At 43.4% G+C, this 21,439-nt stretch carries 20 protein-coding genes; 16 read left to right on the top strand and 4 right to left on the bottom strand.

Annotated features, from left to right (window positions below):
- The first annotated feature begins 83 nt into the window (after positions 1–83).
- The 9 genes from V6984_RS11190 (at position 84) to amrS (ending at position 9,779) form a co-directional block, all read left to right on the top strand.
- Complete coding sequence (locus V6984_RS11190) at positions 84–1,469, top strand: ABC transporter substrate-binding protein (RefSeq protein ID WP_342759864.1); 1,386 nt, start codon at positions 84–86, stop codon at positions 1,467–1,469.
- A gap of 128 nt (positions 1,470–1,597) precedes the next feature.
- The gene (locus V6984_RS11195; protein ID WP_342759865.1) at positions 1,598–2,491 is read left to right on the top strand and encodes a sugar ABC transporter permease; all 894 of its coding nucleotides are present in this window, start codon (positions 1,598–1,600) and stop codon (positions 2,489–2,491) included.
- 1 nt (position 2,492) lies between these two features.
- Entirely contained in the window at positions 2,493–3,326 is an 834-nt protein-coding gene (locus tag V6984_RS11200; RefSeq protein WP_342759866.1) for a carbohydrate ABC transporter permease, read from the top strand.
- A gap of 36 nt (positions 3,327–3,362) precedes the next feature.
- Positions 3,363–5,252 (top strand): glycoside hydrolase family 2 TIM barrel-domain containing protein, encoded by a 1,890-nt coding sequence (locus V6984_RS11205; protein ID WP_342759867.1) that lies wholly within the window; start codon positions 3,363–3,365, stop codon positions 5,250–5,252.
- Positions 5,236–6,228, top strand: coding sequence for a beta-galactosidase small subunit (locus V6984_RS11210; protein ID WP_342759868.1), 993 nt, complete (start codon positions 5,236–5,238; stop codon positions 6,226–6,228). Before V6984_RS11205 ends, V6984_RS11210 begins: the two co-directional genes overlap by 17 nt.
- 219 nt (positions 6,229–6,447) lie before the next feature.
- Positions 6,448–7,344 (top strand): hypothetical protein, encoded by an 897-nt coding sequence (locus V6984_RS11215; RefSeq protein ID WP_342759869.1) that lies wholly within the window; start codon positions 6,448–6,450, stop codon positions 7,342–7,344.
- 25 nt (positions 7,345–7,369) lie between these two features.
- Positions 7,370–7,615, top strand: coding sequence for a helix-turn-helix domain-containing protein (locus V6984_RS11220; protein ID WP_342759870.1), 246 nt, complete (start codon positions 7,370–7,372; stop codon positions 7,613–7,615).
- A 23-nt stretch (positions 7,616–7,638) separates the two neighbouring features.
- Positions 7,639–8,952 carry an AmmeMemoRadiSam system protein A gene (gene amrA, locus V6984_RS11225; protein WP_342759871.1) on the top strand — a complete coding sequence of 438 codons (1,314 nt, stop codon included), beginning with the start codon at positions 7,639–7,641 and terminating at the stop codon, positions 8,950–8,952.
- On the top strand, positions 8,952–9,779 hold the full coding sequence (amrS, locus tag V6984_RS11230) for an AmmeMemoRadiSam system radical SAM enzyme (RefSeq protein ID WP_342759872.1): 828 nt from the start codon (positions 8,952–8,954) through the stop codon (positions 9,777–9,779). The genes amrA and amrS overlap by 1 nt, the downstream gene beginning before the upstream one ends.
- A 10-nt stretch (positions 9,780–9,789) precedes the next feature.
- On the opposite strand, the gene V6984_RS11235 is transcribed toward amrS, so the two are convergent.
- Complete coding sequence (locus V6984_RS11235) at positions 9,790–10,293, bottom strand: hypothetical protein (protein WP_342759873.1); 504 nt, start codon at positions 10,291–10,293, stop codon at positions 9,790–9,792.
- A gap of 95 nt (positions 10,294–10,388) precedes the next feature.
- Positions 10,389–10,862, bottom strand: coding sequence for a pyridoxamine 5'-phosphate oxidase family protein (locus V6984_RS11240; protein ID WP_342759874.1), 474 nt, complete (start codon positions 10,860–10,862; stop codon positions 10,389–10,391).
- 304 nt (positions 10,863–11,166) lie between these two features.
- Between V6984_RS11240 and V6984_RS11245 the strand changes: the two genes are divergently transcribed.
- From V6984_RS11245 to ilvC, 5 genes are all read left to right on the top strand, one after another.
- Positions 11,167–13,641 carry a homocysteine S-methyltransferase family protein gene (locus V6984_RS11245; RefSeq protein ID WP_342759875.1) on the top strand — a complete coding sequence of 825 codons (2,475 nt, stop codon included), beginning with the start codon at positions 11,167–11,169 and terminating at the stop codon, positions 13,639–13,641.
- Positions 13,642–13,716: 75 nt separating this feature from the next.
- Complete coding sequence (ilvB, locus tag V6984_RS11250; protein ID WP_342759876.1) at positions 13,717–15,339, top strand: biosynthetic-type acetolactate synthase large subunit; 1,623 nt, start codon at positions 13,717–13,719, stop codon at positions 15,337–15,339.
- Positions 15,340–15,344: 5 nt separating this feature from the next.
- On the top strand, positions 15,345–15,833 hold the full coding sequence (ilvN, locus tag V6984_RS11255; protein WP_342759877.1) for an acetolactate synthase small subunit: 489 nt from the start codon (positions 15,345–15,347) through the stop codon (positions 15,831–15,833).
- A gap of 132 nt (positions 15,834–15,965) precedes the next feature.
- Positions 15,966–16,469 (top strand): acetolactate synthase small subunit, encoded by a 504-nt coding sequence (ilvN, locus tag V6984_RS11260; RefSeq protein WP_342759878.1) that lies wholly within the window; start codon positions 15,966–15,968, stop codon positions 16,467–16,469.
- Positions 16,470–16,579: 110 nt separating this feature from the next.
- Positions 16,580–17,599: a ketol-acid reductoisomerase gene (ilvC, locus tag V6984_RS11265; RefSeq protein WP_342759879.1), complete on the top strand. Its 1,020-nt coding sequence runs from the start codon at positions 16,580–16,582 to the stop codon at positions 17,597–17,599.
- Positions 17,600–17,638: 39 nt separating this feature from the next.
- Here the strand turns inward: ilvC and V6984_RS11270 are convergent, their stop codons facing one another.
- A complete protein-coding gene (locus tag V6984_RS11270) occupies positions 17,639–18,556 on the bottom strand; it encodes a LysR family transcriptional regulator (RefSeq protein WP_342759880.1) in 918 nt (305 codons plus the stop codon).
- A 189-nt stretch (positions 18,557–18,745) separates the two neighbouring features.
- Here V6984_RS11270 and leuC point away from each other — a divergent pair, with 189 nt between their 5' ends.
- On the top strand, positions 18,746–20,011 hold the full coding sequence (leuC, locus tag V6984_RS11275) for a 3-isopropylmalate dehydratase large subunit (protein ID WP_342759881.1): 1,266 nt from the start codon (positions 18,746–18,748) through the stop codon (positions 20,009–20,011).
- A gap of 54 nt (positions 20,012–20,065) precedes the next feature.
- Complete coding sequence (leuD, locus tag V6984_RS11280) at positions 20,066–20,554, top strand: 3-isopropylmalate dehydratase small subunit (RefSeq protein ID WP_342759883.1); 489 nt, start codon at positions 20,066–20,068, stop codon at positions 20,552–20,554.
- Between the two features lie 5 nt (positions 20,555–20,559).
- On the opposite strand, the gene V6984_RS11285 is transcribed toward leuD, so the two are convergent.
- On the bottom strand, positions 20,560–21,351 hold the full coding sequence (locus V6984_RS11285) for a histidine phosphatase family protein (protein WP_342759884.1): 792 nt from the start codon (positions 21,349–21,351) through the stop codon (positions 20,560–20,562).
- Positions 21,352–21,439: the final 88 nt, after the last annotated feature.

The raw sequence follows: 21,439 nt of genomic DNA on the forward strand, positions 1-21,439 counted from the left end.
CAATAAAAGTGAATATAAGAGATGGTAACATTTTCTATAGACTGCTATGCTGAAGCCACAAAAAGAAAGGGAGGAATTGCTCAATGAAAAGAAAAGTATTAGCAACATTATTAACTTGTGTGATGACGGCATCTTTGCTTGCAGGGTGCACAAGCACGGGCTCAGCGGAAACAAAGGATACGCAAGGCACATCTGCAGAAACGGGAAATGCGGAGGAAGGAGCCGAAAATACCGAAGCGGCAAACGCTTCAGATAAGGATTTAAGCGGAACACTTACTTTTGCCATTTGGGACAACAATTTAAATGAATTCATCGAAGATAACGATATGGTAGGAAAGTTTCAAGAACAATATCCTAATATTGATATTGAAGTAGAGAAAATCAAGGATGACAGCGAATATTGGAATGCGATGAAGATGAGAGCTTCGGCGAACCAATTGCCGGATATTATGTTTAACAAGCCTTTTACTCTATCCAGATTTAAGGATTACCTTGTGGATTTGTCGGGAACGCAGGCTAGTGCAAACAACGATCTGGCGTCGGGCTATGCCATTGACGGAAAGGTTTTAGGTATTCCTATGACCTCCGGATACGAATATGTATTCTATTGGAAAGATATGTTTGAGGAAGCGGGAGTTGAAGTTCCTACTACATGGCTGGAATTCGAAGCGGCAGCAAAGACGCTGCAAGATTATTATGGAAAAGATAATCCGGATTTTATGGCGATTGCCTGCGGCCTTAAGGATGAATGGCCGGACTATCCTTATATGGAATTCATGCCTGCACTGGAATCGGGGAATGGGCAGAACTGGAATACCATGGCAAGCCAGGATGCGCCCTTTGCGGAAGGAAGCGACATCAATAAGGCATATCAAAAGGTATACAATCTGTTCACATCCGGCGTACTGGGCAAGGATCCGTTAGGACTTGGAAACGATCAGGTAACTTCATTGTTCGCAGCAAAAAGTGCAGCAATTATCGCTCTGGGAGACTGGGGGCTTCAGAATATTCAAAATGGTACGGATGATATTTCTCAGTTAGGAACCTTTTATCTACCTACAAGAAACACGCAGGCGGATCCGTATAACGTAATCGTACAGGGTGACTCTTTTATGGGAGTGACCACTCATTCCAAAAATCAGGAGGCTGCGGTTGCTTTTGTGGAATGGTTTTACTCGGATGCATGGTATCCGGATTACATCAATTATGTATCCTCCGCATCATCCATGACGAATTTCCCCAAGGAGAAGGACCCGGTGCTGGCTCAGGCAGATGAACTCACACCCGACAAGACTCTTGTAATGTATGATGGCGGCGGTGATGATTTTACTGCAATACAGAACGAAACGACCTTTGATTATAAAAAACTTGGCGCTCAGATGATGACGGATGGCTTTGATCTGAATGCCTCATTGGATGAATTGAATGCAAAATGGGCGGATGCGAGAAGCAAACTGCAAATTCAGTAAGATTAAGGTCTATGAGGACTGCTTTTGGCAGTCCTCATATTTTCAAAAATAAAAATTCAGGAAAGCTATTATACCCTACACCTGCGTGTGAAAGGTTGCAGGCAGTAAAGAAAGGCTTGGTTATTTGTATGAGTAAATTGAGAAAGAAAAGGATGCAGTTCGTTATAACGGCGTTAGTGGTGCCTGTTATATTGCTGATTGTATTTGTTGTTATACCTGCGGCGGATTTATTTCGCATGAGCTTTACCAATTGGGATGGATATTCAAAAGAGAGTGACATCGTAGGCTTTACCAATTATATTTCTATGTTGAAAAATAAGGATTTATGGTTGTCATTGAAAAACAATGCTGTTTATTTTGTCATTCATTTCTTTATGATTGCGGTAGAGCTGGGCTTTGCCGTTATCCTTACCGGCAGGCTGCGGGCGGCAAAGTTCTATAAGACGATGGTGTTTATGCCGTACATTATCAATGGTGTTGCGGTATCCTATGCCTTTTCCTATTTCTTTTCCCCGATCAATGGTGCTTTCGATGCCGTTTTGGGTGCATTGAATCTGGAATTCTTGATCAGGAACTGGCTGTCAGACCCTAAAATAGTAAATTATGTGCTGTCATTTGTCTCGGTGTGGCGGTTCAGCGGGTATCACGTAATTCTCTTTATGGCCGCATTGCAGTCGATCCCTCAGGATGTGGCGGAGGCGGCAAAGGTGGATGGTGCTAATGCATGGCAGCTATTCAAATATATTCAGGTTCCGGGAATTATGCTTATGGTTGATTTTGTTTTGTTCGACAATATCAGGGGCTCGCTTCAGGTGTTCGACATACCTTTCGTAATTACTGCAGGAGGACCGGGATACGCTTCCTCTACATTTACGCTGTATACGATAAAAACGGCCTTTACTTATTCGAATTTCGGTCTGGCCTCCACGATGGCAGTTGCAATTATGATTATGATTGTCTTTATTTATGTTATTCAGAATAAAATCATCCACAGCTTGATACTTAGGGACAGGAGGAAATAAGATGGTAAAGAGAATTTCAACACAAATCGTTAAACAGATCCTTTGTGCAAGTATGGTAGTGATCGTTATGGCACCCATTATCCTCACTTTATTTGCCGCGCTTAAAACGAAGGCGGATATGGTTACTACTTCGCCTTTATTGTTGCCGGAATGGGGGAGAGTTACCTTCGATAATTTCAAAGATGTGCTGTCCGATAAATATTTATTGATTGGTTTTAAAAATACAGGTATTATATTAATGGTGTCGATATTCTTTAATGTTATGTTCGGAACGATAACTGCATTTATTATAGAGCGATTTGAGTTCAGAGGGAAAAAACTGGTAGTATCCTTATTTTTTATCGGTATGCTGATACCCACCTTCGTTACGGAAATTGCCCGTTTCCAGGTAATTCAAGGCCTCGGTTTATATAATACGCTGGGAGCGCCCATAGTCATATATGTGGCTTCCGATTTGATGCAGCTTTATATTTACAGGCAGTTTATTTCCGGCCTGTCCGTTTCTCTCGATGAGGCGGCGTTAATTGACGGATGCAGTTATTTCGGGCTTTTCGTTAAGATTATATTCCCGCTGCTGGCTCCGGCTACCGCTACCGTATGTATTATAAAGGCCATTAATATTATTAATGACATGTATATCCCTTATTTATATATGCCTAAGAACAAACTGCGCACTCTTACGACCTTTTTGATGGATTATGCTAACGCACAATTAGGTTCATGGCAGACATTAGCTGCCGGTATCATCATTATTATGATACCTACCATAGTGATTTATGTGTTTTTTCAGAGGTATATACTGGCAGGAGTAGCGGCGGGCGCCGTAAAGGAATGATCATTGATACCCATCATTACACAAGGAGGAGGCTTTATGAAAGCAGATATTACATGGTTGGATCAACCGGAGGTTTTCAGCGTGAACCAATTGCCGGCGCATAGTGATCATGAATTTTATTCTGACAGAGAAGAGTTTTTGCATGGGAAGAATTCTTTGGCTCAATCGTTAAACGGAGACTGGAGATTCCGCTACTCCGTGAATGCCATGGAACGGCCGATAGATTTTTTTGAGGAAGATTATCCAGAAGAGGGATTTGGCGATATAAAGGTACCGTGCCATATCGAGATTGCAGGCTACGATAAGATTCATTATATCAATACGATGTATCCGTGGGAAGGGCATATGTTTCGAAGACCGGCCCATGCCCTGCATAAGGAAGATGATGCGAAGGGCAGCTTCAGCAGGGCGGATTATAATCCGGTAGGCTCCTATATCAAGCGTTTTGATTTGGAGGAGGGCCTTAGAGGCAAGAGAGTAGTCGTTTTCTTCGAGGGTGTGGAGCAGGCGATGTATGTTTGGTTAAACGGAAGGTTTGTAGGCTATGCGGAGGACAGCTTTACTCCTTCAGAGTTCGATCTGACCCCTTTCATTAAGGAAAAGGGCAATGTGCTTGCTATTGAGGTACATAAGCGGAGCACGGCAGCTTATTTGGAGGATCAGGATTTTTTCCGCTTCTTTGGTGTATATAGAAATGTAACGCTGTATGCCCTTCCTAAGATGCATGCAGAGGATATATGGGCAAAGCCGACACTTAAGGAAGATAATGTGTCGGGGACTTTTGCTCTGGATGTAAAACTGTCCGGAAATGAACTGGCCGGAACTGCGGCGATAAAGCTGATGGATAAGGAGAATAGGGTCTGCCTGGAGAAAAGGCTTCCTATCATAAATGCTAATATCCATATGGAGCCGGAGGAGTTAAAGAACATTAACGCATGGAGCAATAAAGATCCTTATTTATATGAGCTGACCATAAGCTTAGAAGATGAAAACGGTAAGGAAGTGGAATTCGTTCCTTATAAAGTGGGTTTCCGTCGCATTGAAATCAAGGATAATCTGATGTTGTTAAACGGAAAGCGGCTGATTATAAATGGAGTAAACCGCCATGAATGGAGTGCTGAAGGCGGACGCTGCATCGGCAGGCGAGAAATGGAATGGGATATCCAGGTTATGAAAAATAACAATATCAATGCGGTCAGAACCTGCCATTATCCTAATCAGCTTTCGTGGTATGGCATGTGCGATGAAAATGGAATATATATGATGGCGGAAACGAATCTGGAATCTCATGGTTCCTGGCAGAAGCTGGGGAAAGTGGAGCCTTCTTGGAATGTGCCGGGAAGCCTTCCGGCCTGGGAGCAGGCGGTAATGGACAGGGCGAAGACGAATTTCGAAGTGTTCAAGAACCATACTTCCATATTATTCTGGTCATTAGGCAATGAGTCCTATGCGGGAGATGGAATAGAAAGTATGAACCGTTTTTATAAGGAGACGGATGGAAGCAGATTGGTGCATTATGAAGGTGTGGTACATAACAGAGCTTATGAAGATACTATATCTGATATGGAGAGCCGTATGTATGCGTCTCCCGCTCAAATAAAGGAATACCTGGAAAACGATCCGAAAAAGCCGTTTGTCCTATGCGAATATATGCATGATATGGGTAATTCTCTCGGAGGAATGAAATCCTACATCGATTTACTTGAGAAATATCCTATGTATCAGGGTGGATTTATATGGGATTATATCGATCAGGCTCTTTTTGTTCAGGATGAGGTAAGCGGGGAAAAGGTGCTGCGCTATGGCGGAGACTTCGACGACCGTCCGTCCGATTATGAGTTTTCCGGCAATGGAATCGTATTTGCCGATAGAATGGAAAAACCCGCGATGCAGGAGGTAAGATACTATTATGGATTATATGAATAAAGAAGAACACATCGATGAAACGCTGCACATCGTATATGGAGATATTGTGCTTGGACTTCATGGAGAGGGCTTCAGTTATCTGTTTTCCTATGTGAAGGGCGGATTGGAATCCTTGGTAATCGATGGGAAGGAGTGGCTGTATCGCACGCCGGGGCCTGCTTTTTGGCGCGCTGTAACAGATAATGACAGAGGGAACGATTTTCCGCTCCGTTCTGGAATGTGGATGGGAGCCGATTCTTTTATTTCCTGTGTCGGAGGAGAGGTTATGGTAGACGGAAGAGAGATCCCTTTGCCAATCGCGCCGGAAAATAATAAATATACGGGAAATGAACGTGCTAAAAAAGTACAACTGAAATTTTTTTATGAAACAATAACTGTTCCTTCCACAAAAGCAGAAGTTGCTTATGAAGTATGTGCTGACGGCAAAATAAATGTCCATGTGCAGTATCACGGAAATGATAAGCTGCCGGAGCTGCCCGTATTCGGAATGCGGTTCGTTATGCCGACAAAGGCGATAGGATACCGGTACGAAGGATTGTCCGGTGAGACCTATCCCGATAGGATGGCCGGTGGGATTCCCGGTATTTACGACATAAAAGGGCTGCCGGTAACGAAATATCTGGTTCCTCAGGATTGTAATGTCCATATGAAGACCAAATGGCTGGAAGTATATAGGAATACGACTTTAAACAATGCAGATCAGAACAATAAGATCTTCGGACTTAAATTTTCTGCCATGGAAGAGGGGAATGAGTTTGCATTTTCCTGTATTCCATACACTCCGCTGGAGCTTGAAAACGCTGCTCATCATGAAGAACTGCCCCCTGCGAGAAGAACAGTAGTATCCATTCTGGGAGCGGTAAGAGGCGTTGGAGGAATCGATAGCTGGGGTGCGGATGTGGAAGAAGCTTATCGTATAAATGCCGGAGACGATATCAGTTATTCCTTCCAGCTCAGTAAGGCGATAGTAAAATAGAAATAGAATAGTACAAAAAATGAAAGTCATGACAGTCACTTGCATAAAATGTGACGGCCGTCATGGCTTTTATCATTTGAGAGTATATCCTGTGCACTTGCTCTAATCATTTATACTTTTAGTTGACTATTTTTGAATTATGATTCATAATAAGTAGTAAGTGATAAGTAGTAAGTAATAAGTAAAACTCATATATCAAAGCTGAAAGAAGGTATTATTATGGATTATACGATAATGGAGCAGTTTGCATTGGTAGCCCTGGATGGTCAGGACAGCATACACAATACGGCGGCAAAGAAAGCCGCAGTTATAGGAATTGCGGCAGCAAGTGTTTTACAGACCTTGCTTGTGGAGGATGCGCAAAAAAATGTGAATGAGTTTAAGAATCGTTTTTGCCATCAGTTGGAAAAAATCAAAAAAATGAACGGCAAACAGAGACGGAGTCTGGAAAAAGAAACAGTGTCCATGTTAAAAGCCGAAAAGGTCCTTGAAGAAGTACCGAATCTGCTGGGATGTGATATGAACTATTATACGGCGAATGTAACCATGAGGGAATATAAAACCGACGAAGGCACGTATCAGAGAATAATAGAAAGCGTAAGAGCTGTCATATTGGAGCCGGGAGAAGTTCCGGAGGAAACAGTAGCCGTTCTCTGGCTTTTTCGTGAATGCGGATGTTTCCATGATATTTTTTCCATAGAAGAACAGAAGAAAATAGAGTCGCGACTCATAGAGATTTCGGCAGAAAGTCAATTATATAAAGTTATTCTGGAGCAGGAATTTCATAGCGGAGTAAGACGGACTTATTTAAAATTTCTTAATTTTAAGAGTAATATTTTTAAGAATCCTTATTTAGAGGGGGTAAACCTTCTTTTTCCTTTTTTTGACAGAAGGCAGGCAATTTTTATCGATATGGTTATTTTAGGAACAACGGTACGGGATAGGCGGCAGACAGCAATGCAATTTTTGCGTGAAAACGGTCATTCCTGCGAAGAATTACGGATAGAAAGCGAAACAATGGTAAAAATTGATAACGCATATTACAGAATATGGCCTTCTACCCGCAGCTGCAAAGTACCTATTCAGGGAGTAGAGCTTTTGCCGGTATACAGGTAGGTGAAATATGTCCAGACAGAGAACAATGGAAAAAATTATGGTATCGGAATATGTATCGATCGGAGAGCTTGTGAGGATTACGGGATGCCGATATAGCACGCTGAAATTTTATACGGAAGAAGGTTTGCTTTATTTTGAGCAGGAGGAAGAGAATCTGACCCGCAGATTCCCAAGGGAAAAGACACTGCGAAGAATAGCAGAGATCAAAGAGCTGAGGGAAAAGGGAAAAAGCATTCCCGACATCAAGCAAATTTTAGAAACTAATATATAGATCATAGTGACAGGAGGTATATTATGCCAATCGCTGGAGCATTTGTAGTTCCCCATCCGCCTCTTATTTTTCCGGAAATCGGGCACGGAGAACAATTCAGAATACAAAAGACAATCGATTCATATAAGGATGTTGCAAAAAGAATCAAGGTGATGCAGCCCGAGACGATTGTGATTATTTCGCCCCATTCTGTTATGTATAGAGACTATTTTCATATTTCACCGGGCGTTCATGCGTCAGGGAATTTCTCGCGTTACGGTTATCCTGAAATCATATTGGAAGCAGATTATGATACGGAGCTTGTGGCAGAGATTGAAAGGAAGGCACACTGTAATAAAATTCAGGCAGGAACGGAAGGTGAAAGAGAGAAAGAATTGGATCACGGAACGATGATACCCCTTCGTTTTATAAAGGAAGCTTACGCGAAAAAGTTTAAAATAGTAAGAATAGGCTTATCCGGTCTTCCTTTATCCGAACACTATCGCTTGGGAAAAACGATAAGGGAAGCCGCAGAAAAAGCAGGGCGGCGGATTGTCGTGGTTGCCAGCGGGGATCTGTCCCATCGTTTATTGGATAGCGGACCATATGAATATGCCAAGGAAGGACCGGAATATGACAGGAGAATTACGGATATCCTTGCGGAGGGCAATTTATCCAAAGCGCTCGATTTTTCGGATGATTTCTGCGGGAAAGCGGGGGAATGCGGACATCGTTCTATTTCTATTATGGCAGGATGTATGGACGGGATGCCTCTTAAGGCGGAACTTCTATCCTATGAAGGACCATTTGGAGTTGGATATGCGGTAGCGGCCTTTCAGGATGCCTATGTGTCTTTAGCCAGAGAAGCTTTGGAATATTATCTGAGAAAAGGTATTAATCTTCCAGTGCCGGCCGGACTGCCCGAAGAGCTGCTTAAGAAAAAGGCGGGAGCATTTGTTTCTTTAAAGAAATATGGCAATTTAAGAGGCTGTATAGGAACCATACAGGAAACGAAAAACTGCGTGGCGGAGGAAGTTATTGAGAATGCGGTAAATGCCGGGTTGTGGGACCCGAGATTCCCGCAAGTGGAGGCGACGGAACTGGGCCATATTATTTGTACGGTAGATGTCCTGTCTGCCCCGGAACCGGTTACATCCGCAGAGGAACTGGATGTAAAAAAATACGGCGTGATCATATCGATGGGAGGCCGGAGAGGACTTCTGCTTCCGAATCTGGAAGGTGTAGAAACGGTAGAGGAACAGATAGGTATTTCGTTAAAGAAGGCAGGAATTGACGAAAAGGATTACAGAGAAGGTAAATGTTTGCTGGAACGTTTTGAGGTGGTGAGACATTATTAATGAAAACAGTTTGTCCGGTGTGCATGCACCATTGTACAATAGAAGAAGGAAAGACAGGGCTTTGTAGAGCGAGAAGCAATGAAAATGGCAGAATTGTCTGTACAAATTATGGAAAAATCACATCCTATGCTCTCGATCCGATCGAGAAAAAGCCTCTTAGGCGCTTTTTTCCCGGGAGTAAAATCCTCTCCGTGGGAAGCTACGGCTGTAATTTATCCTGTGGCTTTTGCCAAAATCATGGTATTTCCATGGTAAAGGAGGAAGAGGCTGATTACGGAATACTTATGCCGGAGGAACTCGTGAACGAAGCCCTTGCTTACACGGAAAAAGGAAATATTGGAATTGCTTATACCTACAATGAACCACTCATTGGTTATGAGTATGTGAGAGACTGTGCGAAGCTTGCAAGAAAAAACGGGCTAAAGAATGTAATCGTCACTAATGGCTGCGCAGAGCTTGAGGTATTGGAGGAGCTTTTGCCCTATACGGATGCCTTTAATATAGATTTAAAAGGCTTTACCGAACATTTTTATAAGAATGTGGGGGGAAGCTTGTCCATGGTAAAGGCTTTTATTGAAAGAGCAGCGAAGGAAAGCCATGTGGAGGTTACGACGCTTATAATACCGGGAGAAAACGATGATGTGAAGGAGATTAAGCAGGCCGTGTCGTGGCTGGCTTCTATCGATGAAAATATACCTTACCATGTTTCCCGCTTTTTTCCCATGTGGGAGATGAAGGACAAAGAGGCTACCGGGATAGAAACGGTTTATTCTCTTGCAAAAACGGCAAGAGAGCATTTGAAGTATGTGTATGAAGGGAATTGTTAAGTATTTTTTCTTATTCGGGAATGGGTTCCATTCCGTCTATTTTTTCGGCGGAATCGGAATAATCCTCGCCCCCGTCCGGAATGTTTCCATGCAGAATGGACAGAATCTCACGTACGTTTTGATTGGCTTTATTGTAATAATCCTTCGCGCTGGCTGCGGCATCGGAATCGAAAGTCTCACTTTCAAATGCCTGATGATAAAGAGAGACGGCATTTGTCATAGATTCATTCGCCTCTGCGGAAAGGGCCTCTACCGAAGAGAACTCTTCGGGAACGGTAAGAGAAGCCATCCACGAAAAGCGTTCACCGATGCCGTCTAATGCAGATAAGAGCTCCTGAACACAGGTCTCGGAATCCGCGTCTATAGAATTTATAATATTGTCATATTCGGAAATGTCCGAATAAAAAGTATCCATGTTATTTTTATATTCTTCCAATTCCTTCTTGCTGCCACATCCTGCAAAAAAAAGAACAATAAAGGAAAAAAGAAATATATATACAAATTTCCTGCTCACATTATCCCCTCCGTAACTGTAGATATCCATAAAATAAGTTACCATATATAGTGTGTGAAAGCAAGTTACTATTCAGTAATTAAAGCAAGAATGCACTAAACTGAACGGTCATTGTATTTGTGAAATATGTATGGGGAGATTGATTTATAGTACTCTAAATCAATTATTAATTCATCTCTATTCATTTCACCAAATGACGGATTGTAGTTCCATATTACAAGAGGAAGTATTTCATATAACTCGTTATCAACTTTCTCAAATACAGAGGCATACTGTGGAAATCGTTTATCGTATATTTCTCTTTTGCTCCTATATTCTTCACTCCCATATGGAACGATTTTTGCAACCCCATGAATCTGCAATGTTCCGACAGAGATCGCCACATATGGATTTCGCGATATATTTCTACATTTCAGCGTATCTGAATAACTGCCAAAAAATAAATGCAATTTTTCATCATATGCAAAACAAACAGCAGAGTTATCCGGATATTTACTATTTGTTGTTGCCAGATAAATGAGTTTCTCTTTTTCTAATACACTTTTAATCTTTTCTCGGTTAAGTTCCATTTATCTACTCCTTTCGAATGCGTGTTCTGGCGATGTATTATCATTATAATACATCCGCTAAAAAATATCCAGCAGAAAAAGAACAAATGTTTGCCGGATATTTCTATATATCTTATAAATACTGGAACTGAGATCATCATCCGATTTCACGTTACTGCTCACTCTGTTCTGAGTAACGATTTCCCCGCCATAACTAAGAATACATACATCAAATATTGTAGTTTTTTAAAATATATGGTAGCATGTGATTTAAACCAATCTTCGTACGGCTATTTTATTCACCGGGAGGCGCAGGAAAATAGATATGACAAAGAACGAATTCAGAAGTTTTATAAAAGAACATCCAATTTATTTGGACGGTGCTACAGGCTCCAATTTGCTGAAAAGAGGAATGCCGGTGGGCGTCTGCCCGGAGAAATGGATTTTAGAAAATAAAAGTACATTAATCGCATTACAGAAGGAGTTTATAGAAGCGGGAAGTAATATTGTCTATGCCCCAACCTTTTCGGCCAATTCTGTAAAGCTTACGGAATACGGTCTGGAAAACGACATCGAAGCGATGAACATGGAATTAGTTGCAGTTTCCAGGGATGCGGCAGGAGGCCGTTGCCTTGTCGCAGGCGATCTCACCATGACGGGAGAGCAGCTTTCCCCCATGGGAACCATGGATTTCGAGGATTTGATCAATATTTATAAAGAGCAGATAGGCTATCTTGTGCGAGGAGATGTGGACCTCCTGGTAATAGAAACGATGATGAGCCTGCAAGAGAGCCGGGCGGCTCTTATCGCCGCCAAGGAAATCTGTGATTTGCCGGTAATGGTAACCATGACCTTCGAGTCCGATGGCAGGACTCTTTATGGAACGGATGCCAAGACGGCAGCAATAGTACTTCAAAGTCTTGGAGCTGATGCTGTGGGGGCTAATTGCTCCACAGGACCGGACAAGATGGCGGATATTATAAGAACAATGGCGGAGGTGACCTCCGTACCGATCATTGCAAAGCCCAACGCCGGTCTGCCCTATCTGGATAAAGACGGCAATACCGTTTATGATATGAACAGCAAGGATTTTGCTGAAGGTATGGCAAAGCTGGTGGAAGCAGGAGCGTCCATTTTAGGCGGCTGCTGCGGTACGACACCGGAATATATAGAAAAACTGAAAAACCGTACCGCTCATATGAGCCTTGTAAAGCGGCAGGAGCCTGTAAAGCGTTACCTGACTTCGGAGCGTAAGACGGTGGAATTTGGCTTGGACGATAATTTCATTATTGTGGGCGAACGTATCAATCCAACAGGTAAAAAGAAGCTTCAGGAACAGCTCAGAGCCGGAAACATGGATATGGTAGCTGAATTCGCTCAGGAACAGGAGGCTTGCGGAGCGGGTATTCTGGATGTGAATATGGGAATGAGCGGAGTGGATGAGAAGGAGCTTATGCTAAGAGCTTTGGAGGAGGTAGCAGGAGTAACCTCCATTCCTTTATCTATCGATTCCAGCCATATAGACGTCCTGGAGGCTGCCCTCAGGCGCTATCCAGGACGTGCGCTCATCAATTCCGTCTCTTATGAAAAGATGAAATTCAATCATTTGCTGCCCATCGTAAGGAAGTATGGAGCGATGTTCATCCTGCTCCCTTTATCGGACGCGGGACTTCCCAAAAGTTTAGAGGAAAAAAAGGACATTATTGAAAAGATCACGCTTAGGGCAAGGGAACTGGGCATGAATAAATCGGATATCGTCGTAGACGGATTGGTGGCTACCGTGGGTGCCGACAAAAGGGCGGCCTTGGAGACCTTGGAAACTATACGTTACTGCAAGGAAAACGGCTATGCAACCATTTGTGGATTATCCAATATTTCTTTCGGCCTTCCCCAGAGAGGATATATCAATACGGCCTTCCTGACGATGGCAATCAAAGATGGCCTTACAATGGCGATTGCCAATCCCTCACAGGAATTGTTAGTAAGCAGCGCCTTCGCTTCCGATTTGCTTCTTAACAAGGAGGAAGCCGATATTCGCTATATTGAATTGATAGGCGGCATAGAGGCAAAAAAGAAATCTCAGGAAGGCGGGAACGTCCCCCCTTCGGGGACGGATAATGTAAAAACCAGCAGGGATGCACAAGCATCTGTTATAGATGGGTACAAAATACTCACCACAATAAACGAAGCCGTATTAAAGGGAAATAAGAAAAAAATCACCGACTATACCATAACGGCATTAGAGGAGGGACGAGCACCTCAGGAAATTCTGAACGATGCACTCCTTCCGGCTATCAACGAGGTGGGCGACCTCTTCGATAAAGGAAAATACTTCCTTCCCCAGCTTATCGCAAGTGCGGAAGCGATGAAAACGGCTATCGAATATTTGGAACCGCTTCTGAAAGAGGCAAGCGGAGAGAAAGAGATGCCGGCGATCATAATAGCGACAGTGGAGGGAGATATTCACGACATCGGGAAGAATCTGGTGGCACTGATGCTGAAAAATTACGGTTTCCGAGTCATCGACCTTGGGAAGGACGTGCCTAAGGAGAAAATTATTCAGGCGGCAATTGAGAACGATGCCAGTGTTATAGCTCTTTCTGCCCTTATGACGACGACGATGCAGGAAATGCGGCGAGTCATCTCATATGCGAGAGAGCAGGGGGTTACGGCTAAGGTCATTATCGGCGGAGCGGTCATTACTCAGGATTATGCGGATGAAATAGGTGCTGACGGCTATTCCAAGGATGCCGCGGATGCGGTCAGGCTGACGAAACATATTCTGAACATAGAAGAATAATAATGGTGATAAAACGGTAAAATAACAATGCAATTCAGTAAATATATTATTGAATGGAAAGACGAGGTATAAAATATGATTGGTGCAGATGCAATGGTAAAGTGTCTGGAGGAAGAAGGCGTAAAGATAATTTTCGGTTATCCGGGAGCAGCAATTTGTCCTTTTTATGACAGTATCCTGGATACGGATATCCGCACGATTCTCGTTCGGACGGAACAGAGTGCGGCTCATGCAGCGAACGGACTTGCTCGCGTATCGGGAGAGCCTGGCGTCTGTGTCGTTACATCAGGTCCCGGGGCAACCAATATTATTACGGGAATAGCTACGGCTTTTGCCGACAGCATCCCGCTTATATGTATTACCGGTCAGGTAGAGAGCGATCTGATCGGTAGCGATGCCTTTCAAGAGGCAGATATAACGGGAGCTGTGGAATCTTTTGTAAAATACAGCTATCTCATTAAGGATGCAAACGAAATCCCCCGGATATTTAAAGAGGCGTTTCATATCGCCAATACAGGAAGAAAAGGGCCGGTGCTCATCGATGTGCCGCTCGATATACAAAATGCAGCTATTTCGAAGTTCAATTATCCGGAAAAAGTAAATATGAGAACCTACAAGCCTACGGTAAAGGGAAATATGGTTCAGATCAAAAAAGTAGCAAAAGAGCTTGAAAAGGCAAAGAAGCCCCTTATCTGCGTTGGCGGAGGAGTGCTTTTAAGCAGTGCGGAAAAGGAGATTCGTGAATTCTCGGAAAAATACGATATTCCGGTTGTCTCCACGATGATGGGAATCGGAGTTATGCCGAGTGAACATCCTATGTTTTACGGAATGGTCGGAAATAACGGTGCACCCTGCGCCAACCGTGCCATGAAGGAATCCGATTTGCTGATCATGGTAGGAGCCAGAGTGGCGGATAGGGCTGTCAGCCATCCGAATATGATAACAAATTACAAGGTGCTCGTACATATCGACGTGGACCCGGTAGAAATCGGCAAGAATGTAGGCTCTCATATCCCTCTCGTAGGCGATGCGGGACATATCTTCAAGGATTTGGGTGCGCAGGAAATCTCTTGCGAGCACGAAGAGTGGTTGAAGGCACTTAGCGAATACAAAACGACGATGGCGGTAAAGCGCAGTCCTGATAAGAATTACGTGGATCCTGCCCAGTTCATCACAAAGCTTTCAAGAAAGATGGAGGACGACGGTATTTATGTTGCGGACGTAGGCCAGAACCAGATTTGGTCCTGCAGCTATCATATCGTAAAGAATGGCCGCTTTCTGACTTCCGGAGGTATGGGAACCATGGGATATTCCATTCCTGCGGCAATAGGCGCTAAGCTTGCGGATGAGAAGAAGCAGGTAGTTGCAGTATGCGGCGATGGTTCCTTCCAGATGTCCATGATGGAATTGGCGACGATGAAACAGCATGATGTACCGGTTAAAATCGTTGTCTTAAAAAATAACTATCTGGGCATGGTGCGTGAATACCAGCATTATACCTACAAAGACAAGTATTCCGCAGTTGACATATCCGGCAGCCCGGACTTGGAAAAGCTGGCAGCCGCTTATGATATTGACTTTCTCCGCTTATACAATATGGAGAAGGCGGATGAGGTTATCGATCGGTTTTTAAAAGAGGATAATTCCATGCTGTTAGAATGCCTGATAAATCCGATGGATTTGGTAATGGGAGGATGAGTGAAATGAAAAGAATATATTCCGTATTAGTAGAAAACCGATCGGGCGTTCTCTGTAAAGTGGCGGGACTTTTTTCCAGAAGGTGCTTTAATATCGACTCTCTTGCAGTGGGAGAAACCGATGATTCTGCAGTATCCTGCATGACCATAGTGAGCAGCGGCGATGAGAGGACCATAGAACAGATAGAAAAGCAGCTTAATAAGAAGCTAGATGTCATAAAGGTTAAGACTTTTGATGAAAGCGCCAGTATCAGCAGAGAGCTTATGCTCATTAAGGTAAAGTATAATAAGAACAATCGCCGTGATATTATGGAGAACTGTGATATTATGAAGGCACAGATCGTAGATATGTCCAAGAACATGATGATCATTCAGGTGTGTGACATTCCCGAGAGGATTCAGCTGTTTATCAACATGCTGAAATCTATCAGTATTGTAGAGGTTGCCAGAACAGGTACTCTGGCGCTTCAGAAATGTAAGGATATGGAGAGTTGAACACTCCGGGAATCAAAAATAATGCAATTCAACGAGTTAAAGTCTTAGAGAATTAAAGTATTCTTATTGACTTTTACTATTAGTGTTGCTAAAATAAATGTCGAACGCAACGATTGAGAATGGAGGAGTACCATGCGTAAGAAAGTATTCCAGCTCCTGGTCGATAATACTGCCGGTGTTTTGAGCAGAATATCGGGATTGTTTTCCAGACGGGGCTATAATATTGAAAGCATTACGGCGGGAGTTACCGCTGATCCGAGATTTACAAGAATTACGATTGTGGCATCGGGAGACGACGAGATACTGGACCAGATAGAGAAGCAGGTAGCAAAATTAGTAGATGTCAGGGATATAAAGGTGCTGGAACCCGACGACAGTGTATACAGGGAACTGGTGTTGATTAAGGTAAAAGCAGCCGCCAAAGAGCGTCAGGCAATTATTGCGGTAGCGGATGTATTTAGGGCGAAGATTATCGATGTTGCTGCGGAAAGCCTGATTATCGAATTAACGGGTGCACAGTCGAAGATAGAAGCATTTATCAGTCTGCTGGACGGCTACGAGATTCTGGAACTTGCCAAAACGGGGATTACCGGTTTGGGGAGAGGTTCTCATAATGTTACCTATTTAGTGGATTAATGAGCAAAAGACACTCTTAAATTGAGTAAGGACACTCATAATATGTTAGCTCTTAGGGAATGACCCTTTCAGTTATAAATAACAATATTAATTTAGTGGAGGAAAAAGAAATGGCAAATATCTATTATCAGGAAGATTGTAACCTTTCCATGCTGGATGGAAAAACAATTGCTGTTATCGGTTATGGCAGCCAAGGACATGCACACGCACTCAATGCGAAAGAATCGGGATGCAATGTCATTATCGGCCTTTATGAAGGTTCAAAATCTTGGGCAAAGGCAGAAGCTCAGGGTTTTCAGGTATATACAGCAGCTGAAGCTGCTAAAAAAGCAGACATTATCATGATTCTCATCAATGATGAGCTTCAGGCTAAGATGTACAAAGAGTCCATCGAGCCCAATTTGGAGGCGGGCAATATGCTCATGTTCGCACACGGTTTCAACATTCATTTCGGGCAGATTGTTGCACCTAAGGATGTGGATGTTACCATGATCGCACCTAAGGGACCGGGACATACGGTAAGAAGCGAATATCAGGAAGGCAAAGGCGTTCCTTGCCTTGTAGCGGTACATCAGGATGCTACAGGAAAAGCTCTGGATATGGCTTTAGCTTATGCTTTGGCGATCGGCGGCGCGAGAGCGGGCGTTCTGGAGACGACCTTCAGAACGGAAACAGAAACAGACCTTTTCGGCGAGCAGGCAGTCCTCTGCGGCGGCGTATGTGCTTTGATGCAGGCAGGCTTTGAGACGCTGATAGAAGCTGGATATGATGAAAGAAACGCTTACTTCGAATGTATCCACGAAATGAAGCTGATTGTAGACCTTATTTACCAGTCCGGTTTCGAAGGAATGAGATATTCCATCTCCAATACGGCCGAATATGGTGATTATATTACAGGTCCTAAGATTATTACGGAAGACACGAAAAAAGCTATGAAGAAAATTCTTTCAGATATTCAGGACGGAACCTTTGCCAAGGACTTCTTGTTAGATATGTCACAGGCAGGCGGACAGGCGCACTTCAAGGCTATGAGGAAGTTAGCTGCTGAGCATCCGGCAGAGACAGTAGGTAAGGATATCCGCAAGCTGTACAGCTGGAACAATGAAAGCAGCAAGCTCATCAATAATTAATTGATAGTTATTAATTAAGTCAAATGGTCGGGCTTATCCTTACAAAAGCACCTGATAATACTGAATCAATGTATTCATTGTATTTGTCATCGGTATTTTGGAAGGATAAGCGAAGCCGATTTGACGTTTCGGAACTTTGTGCCCCAGCTTTAATTCGCGCAAGGTTCCGTTTTTTAAATCTTCTTTTACGAAATCTCCGATAACGCAGGCGATACCCAGTCCGGCTCTGGCAAATTCGATGGACAAGTCCATATTGTTCACTTCGATGATGTTTTTAAGTGTAAGCCTTTGTTCAGATAAAAAGGTATCTGCGTGCTTTCTCGATATGTTCTCTTTATCAAGCATGATAAAAGAAGCTTCTTTAAAAAGTTTCTCATTTTCATAGGACTCCCCTTTGTTTTTATAAGAATATGGCGCTAAATAGGTGTCTGTAGCGACGAAAATATCTTCTATCGTTTTGACGGGAAGATAGGAGACCATGGACGAATTAGATATTTCTTTAGGAGGGATGCCCACAAGTCCGATATCTATTGCTCCGCTTTTCAACTCGGAAATCGTCTCGAAGGTGGACTGGCAGGAGATGGTAATTTTTATATTAGGATTTCCTGCAATAAAATCCTTCAAAAGGGGAAGGAGGATGTATTTGCAAAGAGTAGTACTGACTCCGATGGAAAGAGGGCTGATACCCTGTGAGGTGGATGAGCGCAGCATTTCCTCACCCGAGTGCAGAGCGAGCATGGCATTTTCTACGTGTTTATAAAGTATTTCTCCTTCAGCCGTCAGGGTCACGCCTCGGGAGGAGCGATGAAAAAGCATCACATTTAAGCCTTCCTCAAGTTTGGAGATGGACTTGCTGATAGCCGGCTGGCTGATATATAATTTTTTGGCGGCAACTGAGAAGTTGCGGCAATTGGCTACTTCATAAAATATTTGATATAAATTGAGATTTTGCTCCATAATATGCGATAGTACCTTTCTTTTTTGTGCCATCGGATTACTAATACAAAAGAATGAATAATAGTAATTATAACATTGCATTAGTATAACCACAAGTTATTAAAACTATGAATATATACTATTTTTCAAAATAGAATATTCATGGTAGAATTATTACAATAATAGATTATTTTTAGGAGGAATGATACGATGGGAATGACGATGACCCAGAAGATTCTGGCAGCACATGCTGGACTCGATAAAGTGGAAGCCGGGCAACTGATAGAGGCTGATTTGGATTTGGTGCTCGGCAACGACATTACGAGTCCTGTTGCAATTAAAGAAATGGAAAAAATGAAAGTAAACGGCGTTTTTGATAAGGATAAAATTGCGCTGGTGCCGGACCACTTCGTGCCTAACAAGGATATTAAATCTGCGGAGCATTGTAAGTGCGTGAGGGAATTCGCATACCGCAATGACATTACGAATTACTTTGAAGTAGGAGAGATGGGCATCGAACATGCGCTTTTGCCGGAAAAAGGACTTACCGTTGCCGGAGATGTTATTATCGGCGCTGACTCTCATACGTGTACCTACGGCGCTCTCGGCGCATTTTCCACAGGTGTGGGAAGTACGGATATGGCGGCAGGTATGGCTACCGGAAAAGCGTGGTTTAAAGTTCCATCGGCAATCAGGTTCCATGTAATTGGTAAAATGTCCAAGTGGGTCAGCGGCAAGGATGTTATCTTACATATTATAGGGATGATCGGCGTAGACGGCGCACTTTATAAGTCCATGGAATTTACAGGAGAGGGTATTGCGAATCTTTCTATGGACGATAGATTTACAATTGCGAACATGGCAATCGAAGCGGGTGGTAAGAATGGAATCTTTCCTGTCGACGATCTTGCAATCGCATATATCAAGGAGCATTCTAAAAAGCCGTATACTATTTATGAAGCGGATGAGGATGCGGTTTATGATGAAGAATATACTATCGACTTAAGCGTCTTAAGACCTACCATTGCGTTTCCCCATCTTCCCGAAAACACAAAGACTATCGACGATATTAAAGAGGATATTGCAATCGATCAGGTAGTCATTGGGTCCTGCACTAACGGTAGATTAGATGATCTGCGCATTGCGGCGGAAGTGTTCGAGGGAAGACATGTGAAAAAGGGAATGCGCTGTATTATCATTCCCGCGACGCAGGCTATTTATATGCAGGCTATGGAGGAAGGGCTTTTGAAAACTTTTATTGAGGCGGGAGCAGTTGTCAGTACCCCTACCTGCGGTCCTTGCCTTGGCGGTTACATGGGAATCCTTGCGGAGGACGAGAGGTGTGTTTCCACTACAAATCGTAATTTCGTAGGCCGCATGGGACATGTGAAGTCGGAAATCTATCTTGCGAGCCCTGCGGTGGCGGCAGCCAGCGCGATTGAAGGTAAGATTTCCTATCCATGCCGTTTGCAGTAAAAGGTTTATTGATAGAAGATTAAAAAGCTGCCGAAAGGCAGAATGGAGGAATATATGAAATCAGCAAAAGGAACAGTTTTTAAATATGGAGACAATGTGGATACGGATGTTATCATTCCGGCAAGATATCTGAACTCTTCCGATCCGTCCGAGCTTGCAACACACTGTATGGAGGATATCGACAAGGAGTTTATTAAGAATATAAAAAAAGGAGATATCATCGTGGCGGACAAAAATTTCGGCTGCGGTTCCTCCAGAGAACATGCTCCGATAGCGATAAAAGCAGCTGGGATAAGCTGCGTAATCGCGGAGACCTTCGCAAGAATCTTTTACCGCAATGCGATCAATATCGGACTTCCCATTATCGAGTGTCCCGAGGCTTCCAAGGGAATTGAGGCTGGAGATGAAGTTGAAGTGAACTTCGATACCGGTGTTATTACCAATCTGACGAAGGGGACAGCATTCCAAGGTCAGGCTTTTCCTGAGTTCATGCAGAAGATCATAGCTTCGGAAGGGTTGATTAATTACATTAACAATAGATAGAACTTTTATAGCTGAAACGGCTCTGCAAAATATCCCGCTTGTGAAACCGGTTCGTTGCCATCCCGCAGATGCGAGGTATCCCCTACCACCTGGCCACGGAAATACGCCTCGCCGGGTATCCTTTCTTCCGAAATGAGAACAGTAACTGAAGCAGGAGCAATGAAGAAATTCTGCCACAATAAAGTAGGCGCGATTCCTAACAGATATGACATCATTGCAAAGGTAACGCCCAGATGGCAGAAGATGACGATAGTATCATCGCTGTAAGACTTCAAGAGCTTTGACGTACCGGCATCCTTTCCTGAATCGGGAGTAAGAGAAGAGACACCTGTCTCCTCCTTCGTTATTCCGGTGCGGTATATCATGCCGTCCCTCACATAACCGTATTTTGCCAGGATACTGTCAAGCCCGCTGCATACTTCATCGAATGCGGGCTTCAGATCACTATTGCTCCTCAAAACATCCGCTTCATGCCAATGGTCCTTATCATAGAACAACGGCTCCTTCGTCCAGTAAGAAGGCATGAAATCCCAAGGCACGCCGTGTCTTCCGGTAGTAGGATCGGTAATCGGATAATAAAACTCCCTAAGCCAATCATAAGTAACGGCCTGCCTATTCATGATATTTAAACTGCAGGAAGCAGTCTCCTGTGCCCGTCCAAGGGGAGAGCAGTAAAAATCCTTTACGTTCCAGCTGCTTACCCTCTTCGCAAGGAGCTTTGCTTCCCGCCAGCCCTTTTGTGTCAAAATATCGTTCGCATAATCCGGATCTCCGTGTCTGATAAAAATAATTTTCATAATGTTTATCCTTTCGTATGTTAGTAAAAATATTAGTAAAATATTATGCCATTCGCATACCGTCTCATTACCGTCGTTTGACAAGGGC

The organism is Kineothrix sp. IPX-CK (assembly GCF_039134705.1).
Classification (GTDB): Bacteria; Bacillota; Clostridia; order Lachnospirales; family Lachnospiraceae; genus Kineothrix; species Kineothrix sedimenti.

Bases quoted from the DNA above. Each gene is read 5' to 3' on its own strand.
- V6984_RS11200 (WP_342759866.1), top strand. From the start codon at position 2,493: ATGGTAAAGAGAATTTCAACACAAATCGTTAAACAGATCCTTTGTGCA.
- V6984_RS11270 (WP_342759880.1), bottom strand. From the start codon at position 18,556: ATGGAGCAAAATCTCAATTTATATCAAATATTTTATGAAGTAGCCAAT.
- V6984_RS11210 (WP_342759868.1), top strand. From the start codon at position 5,236: ATGGATTATATGAATAAAGAAGAACACATCGATGAAACGCTGCACATC.
- V6984_RS11240 (WP_342759874.1), bottom strand. From the start codon at position 10,862: ATGGAACTTAACCGAGAAAAGATTAAAAGTGTATTAGAAAAAGAGAAA.
- ilvN (WP_342759878.1), top strand. From the start codon at position 15,966: ATGCGTAAGAAAGTATTCCAGCTCCTGGTCGATAATACTGCCGGTGTT.
- V6984_RS11195 (WP_342759865.1), top strand. From the start codon at position 1,598: ATGAGTAAATTGAGAAAGAAAAGGATGCAGTTCGTTATAACGGCGTTA.
- V6984_RS11285 (WP_342759884.1), bottom strand. From the start codon at position 21,351: ATGAAAATTATTTTTATCAGACACGGAGATCCGGATTATGCGAACGAT.
- ilvC (WP_342759879.1), top strand. From the start codon at position 16,580: ATGGCAAATATCTATTATCAGGAAGATTGTAACCTTTCCATGCTGGAT.
- V6984_RS11215 (WP_342759869.1), top strand. From the start codon at position 6,448: ATGGATTATACGATAATGGAGCAGTTTGCATTGGTAGCCCTGGATGGT.
- ilvB (WP_342759876.1), top strand. From the start codon at position 13,717: ATGATTGGTGCAGATGCAATGGTAAAGTGTCTGGAGGAAGAAGGCGTA.
- leuD (WP_342759883.1), top strand. From the start codon at position 20,066: ATGAAATCAGCAAAAGGAACAGTTTTTAAATATGGAGACAATGTGGAT.
- amrA (WP_342759871.1), top strand. From the start codon at position 7,639: ATGCCAATCGCTGGAGCATTTGTAGTTCCCCATCCGCCTCTTATTTTT.
- ilvN (WP_342759877.1), top strand. From the start codon at position 15,345: ATGAAAAGAATATATTCCGTATTAGTAGAAAACCGATCGGGCGTTCTC.
- V6984_RS11190 (WP_342759864.1), top strand. From the start codon at position 84: ATGAAAAGAAAAGTATTAGCAACATTATTAACTTGTGTGATGACGGCA.
- V6984_RS11245 (WP_342759875.1), top strand. From the start codon at position 11,167: ATGACAAAGAACGAATTCAGAAGTTTTATAAAAGAACATCCAATTTAT.
- V6984_RS11205 (WP_342759867.1), top strand. From the start codon at position 3,363: ATGAAAGCAGATATTACATGGTTGGATCAACCGGAGGTTTTCAGCGTG.
- amrS (WP_342759872.1), top strand. From the start codon at position 8,952: ATGAAAACAGTTTGTCCGGTGTGCATGCACCATTGTACAATAGAAGAA.
- V6984_RS11220 (WP_342759870.1), top strand. From the start codon at position 7,370: ATGGAAAAAATTATGGTATCGGAATATGTATCGATCGGAGAGCTTGTG.
- leuC (WP_342759881.1), top strand. From the start codon at position 18,746: ATGGGAATGACGATGACCCAGAAGATTCTGGCAGCACATGCTGGACTC.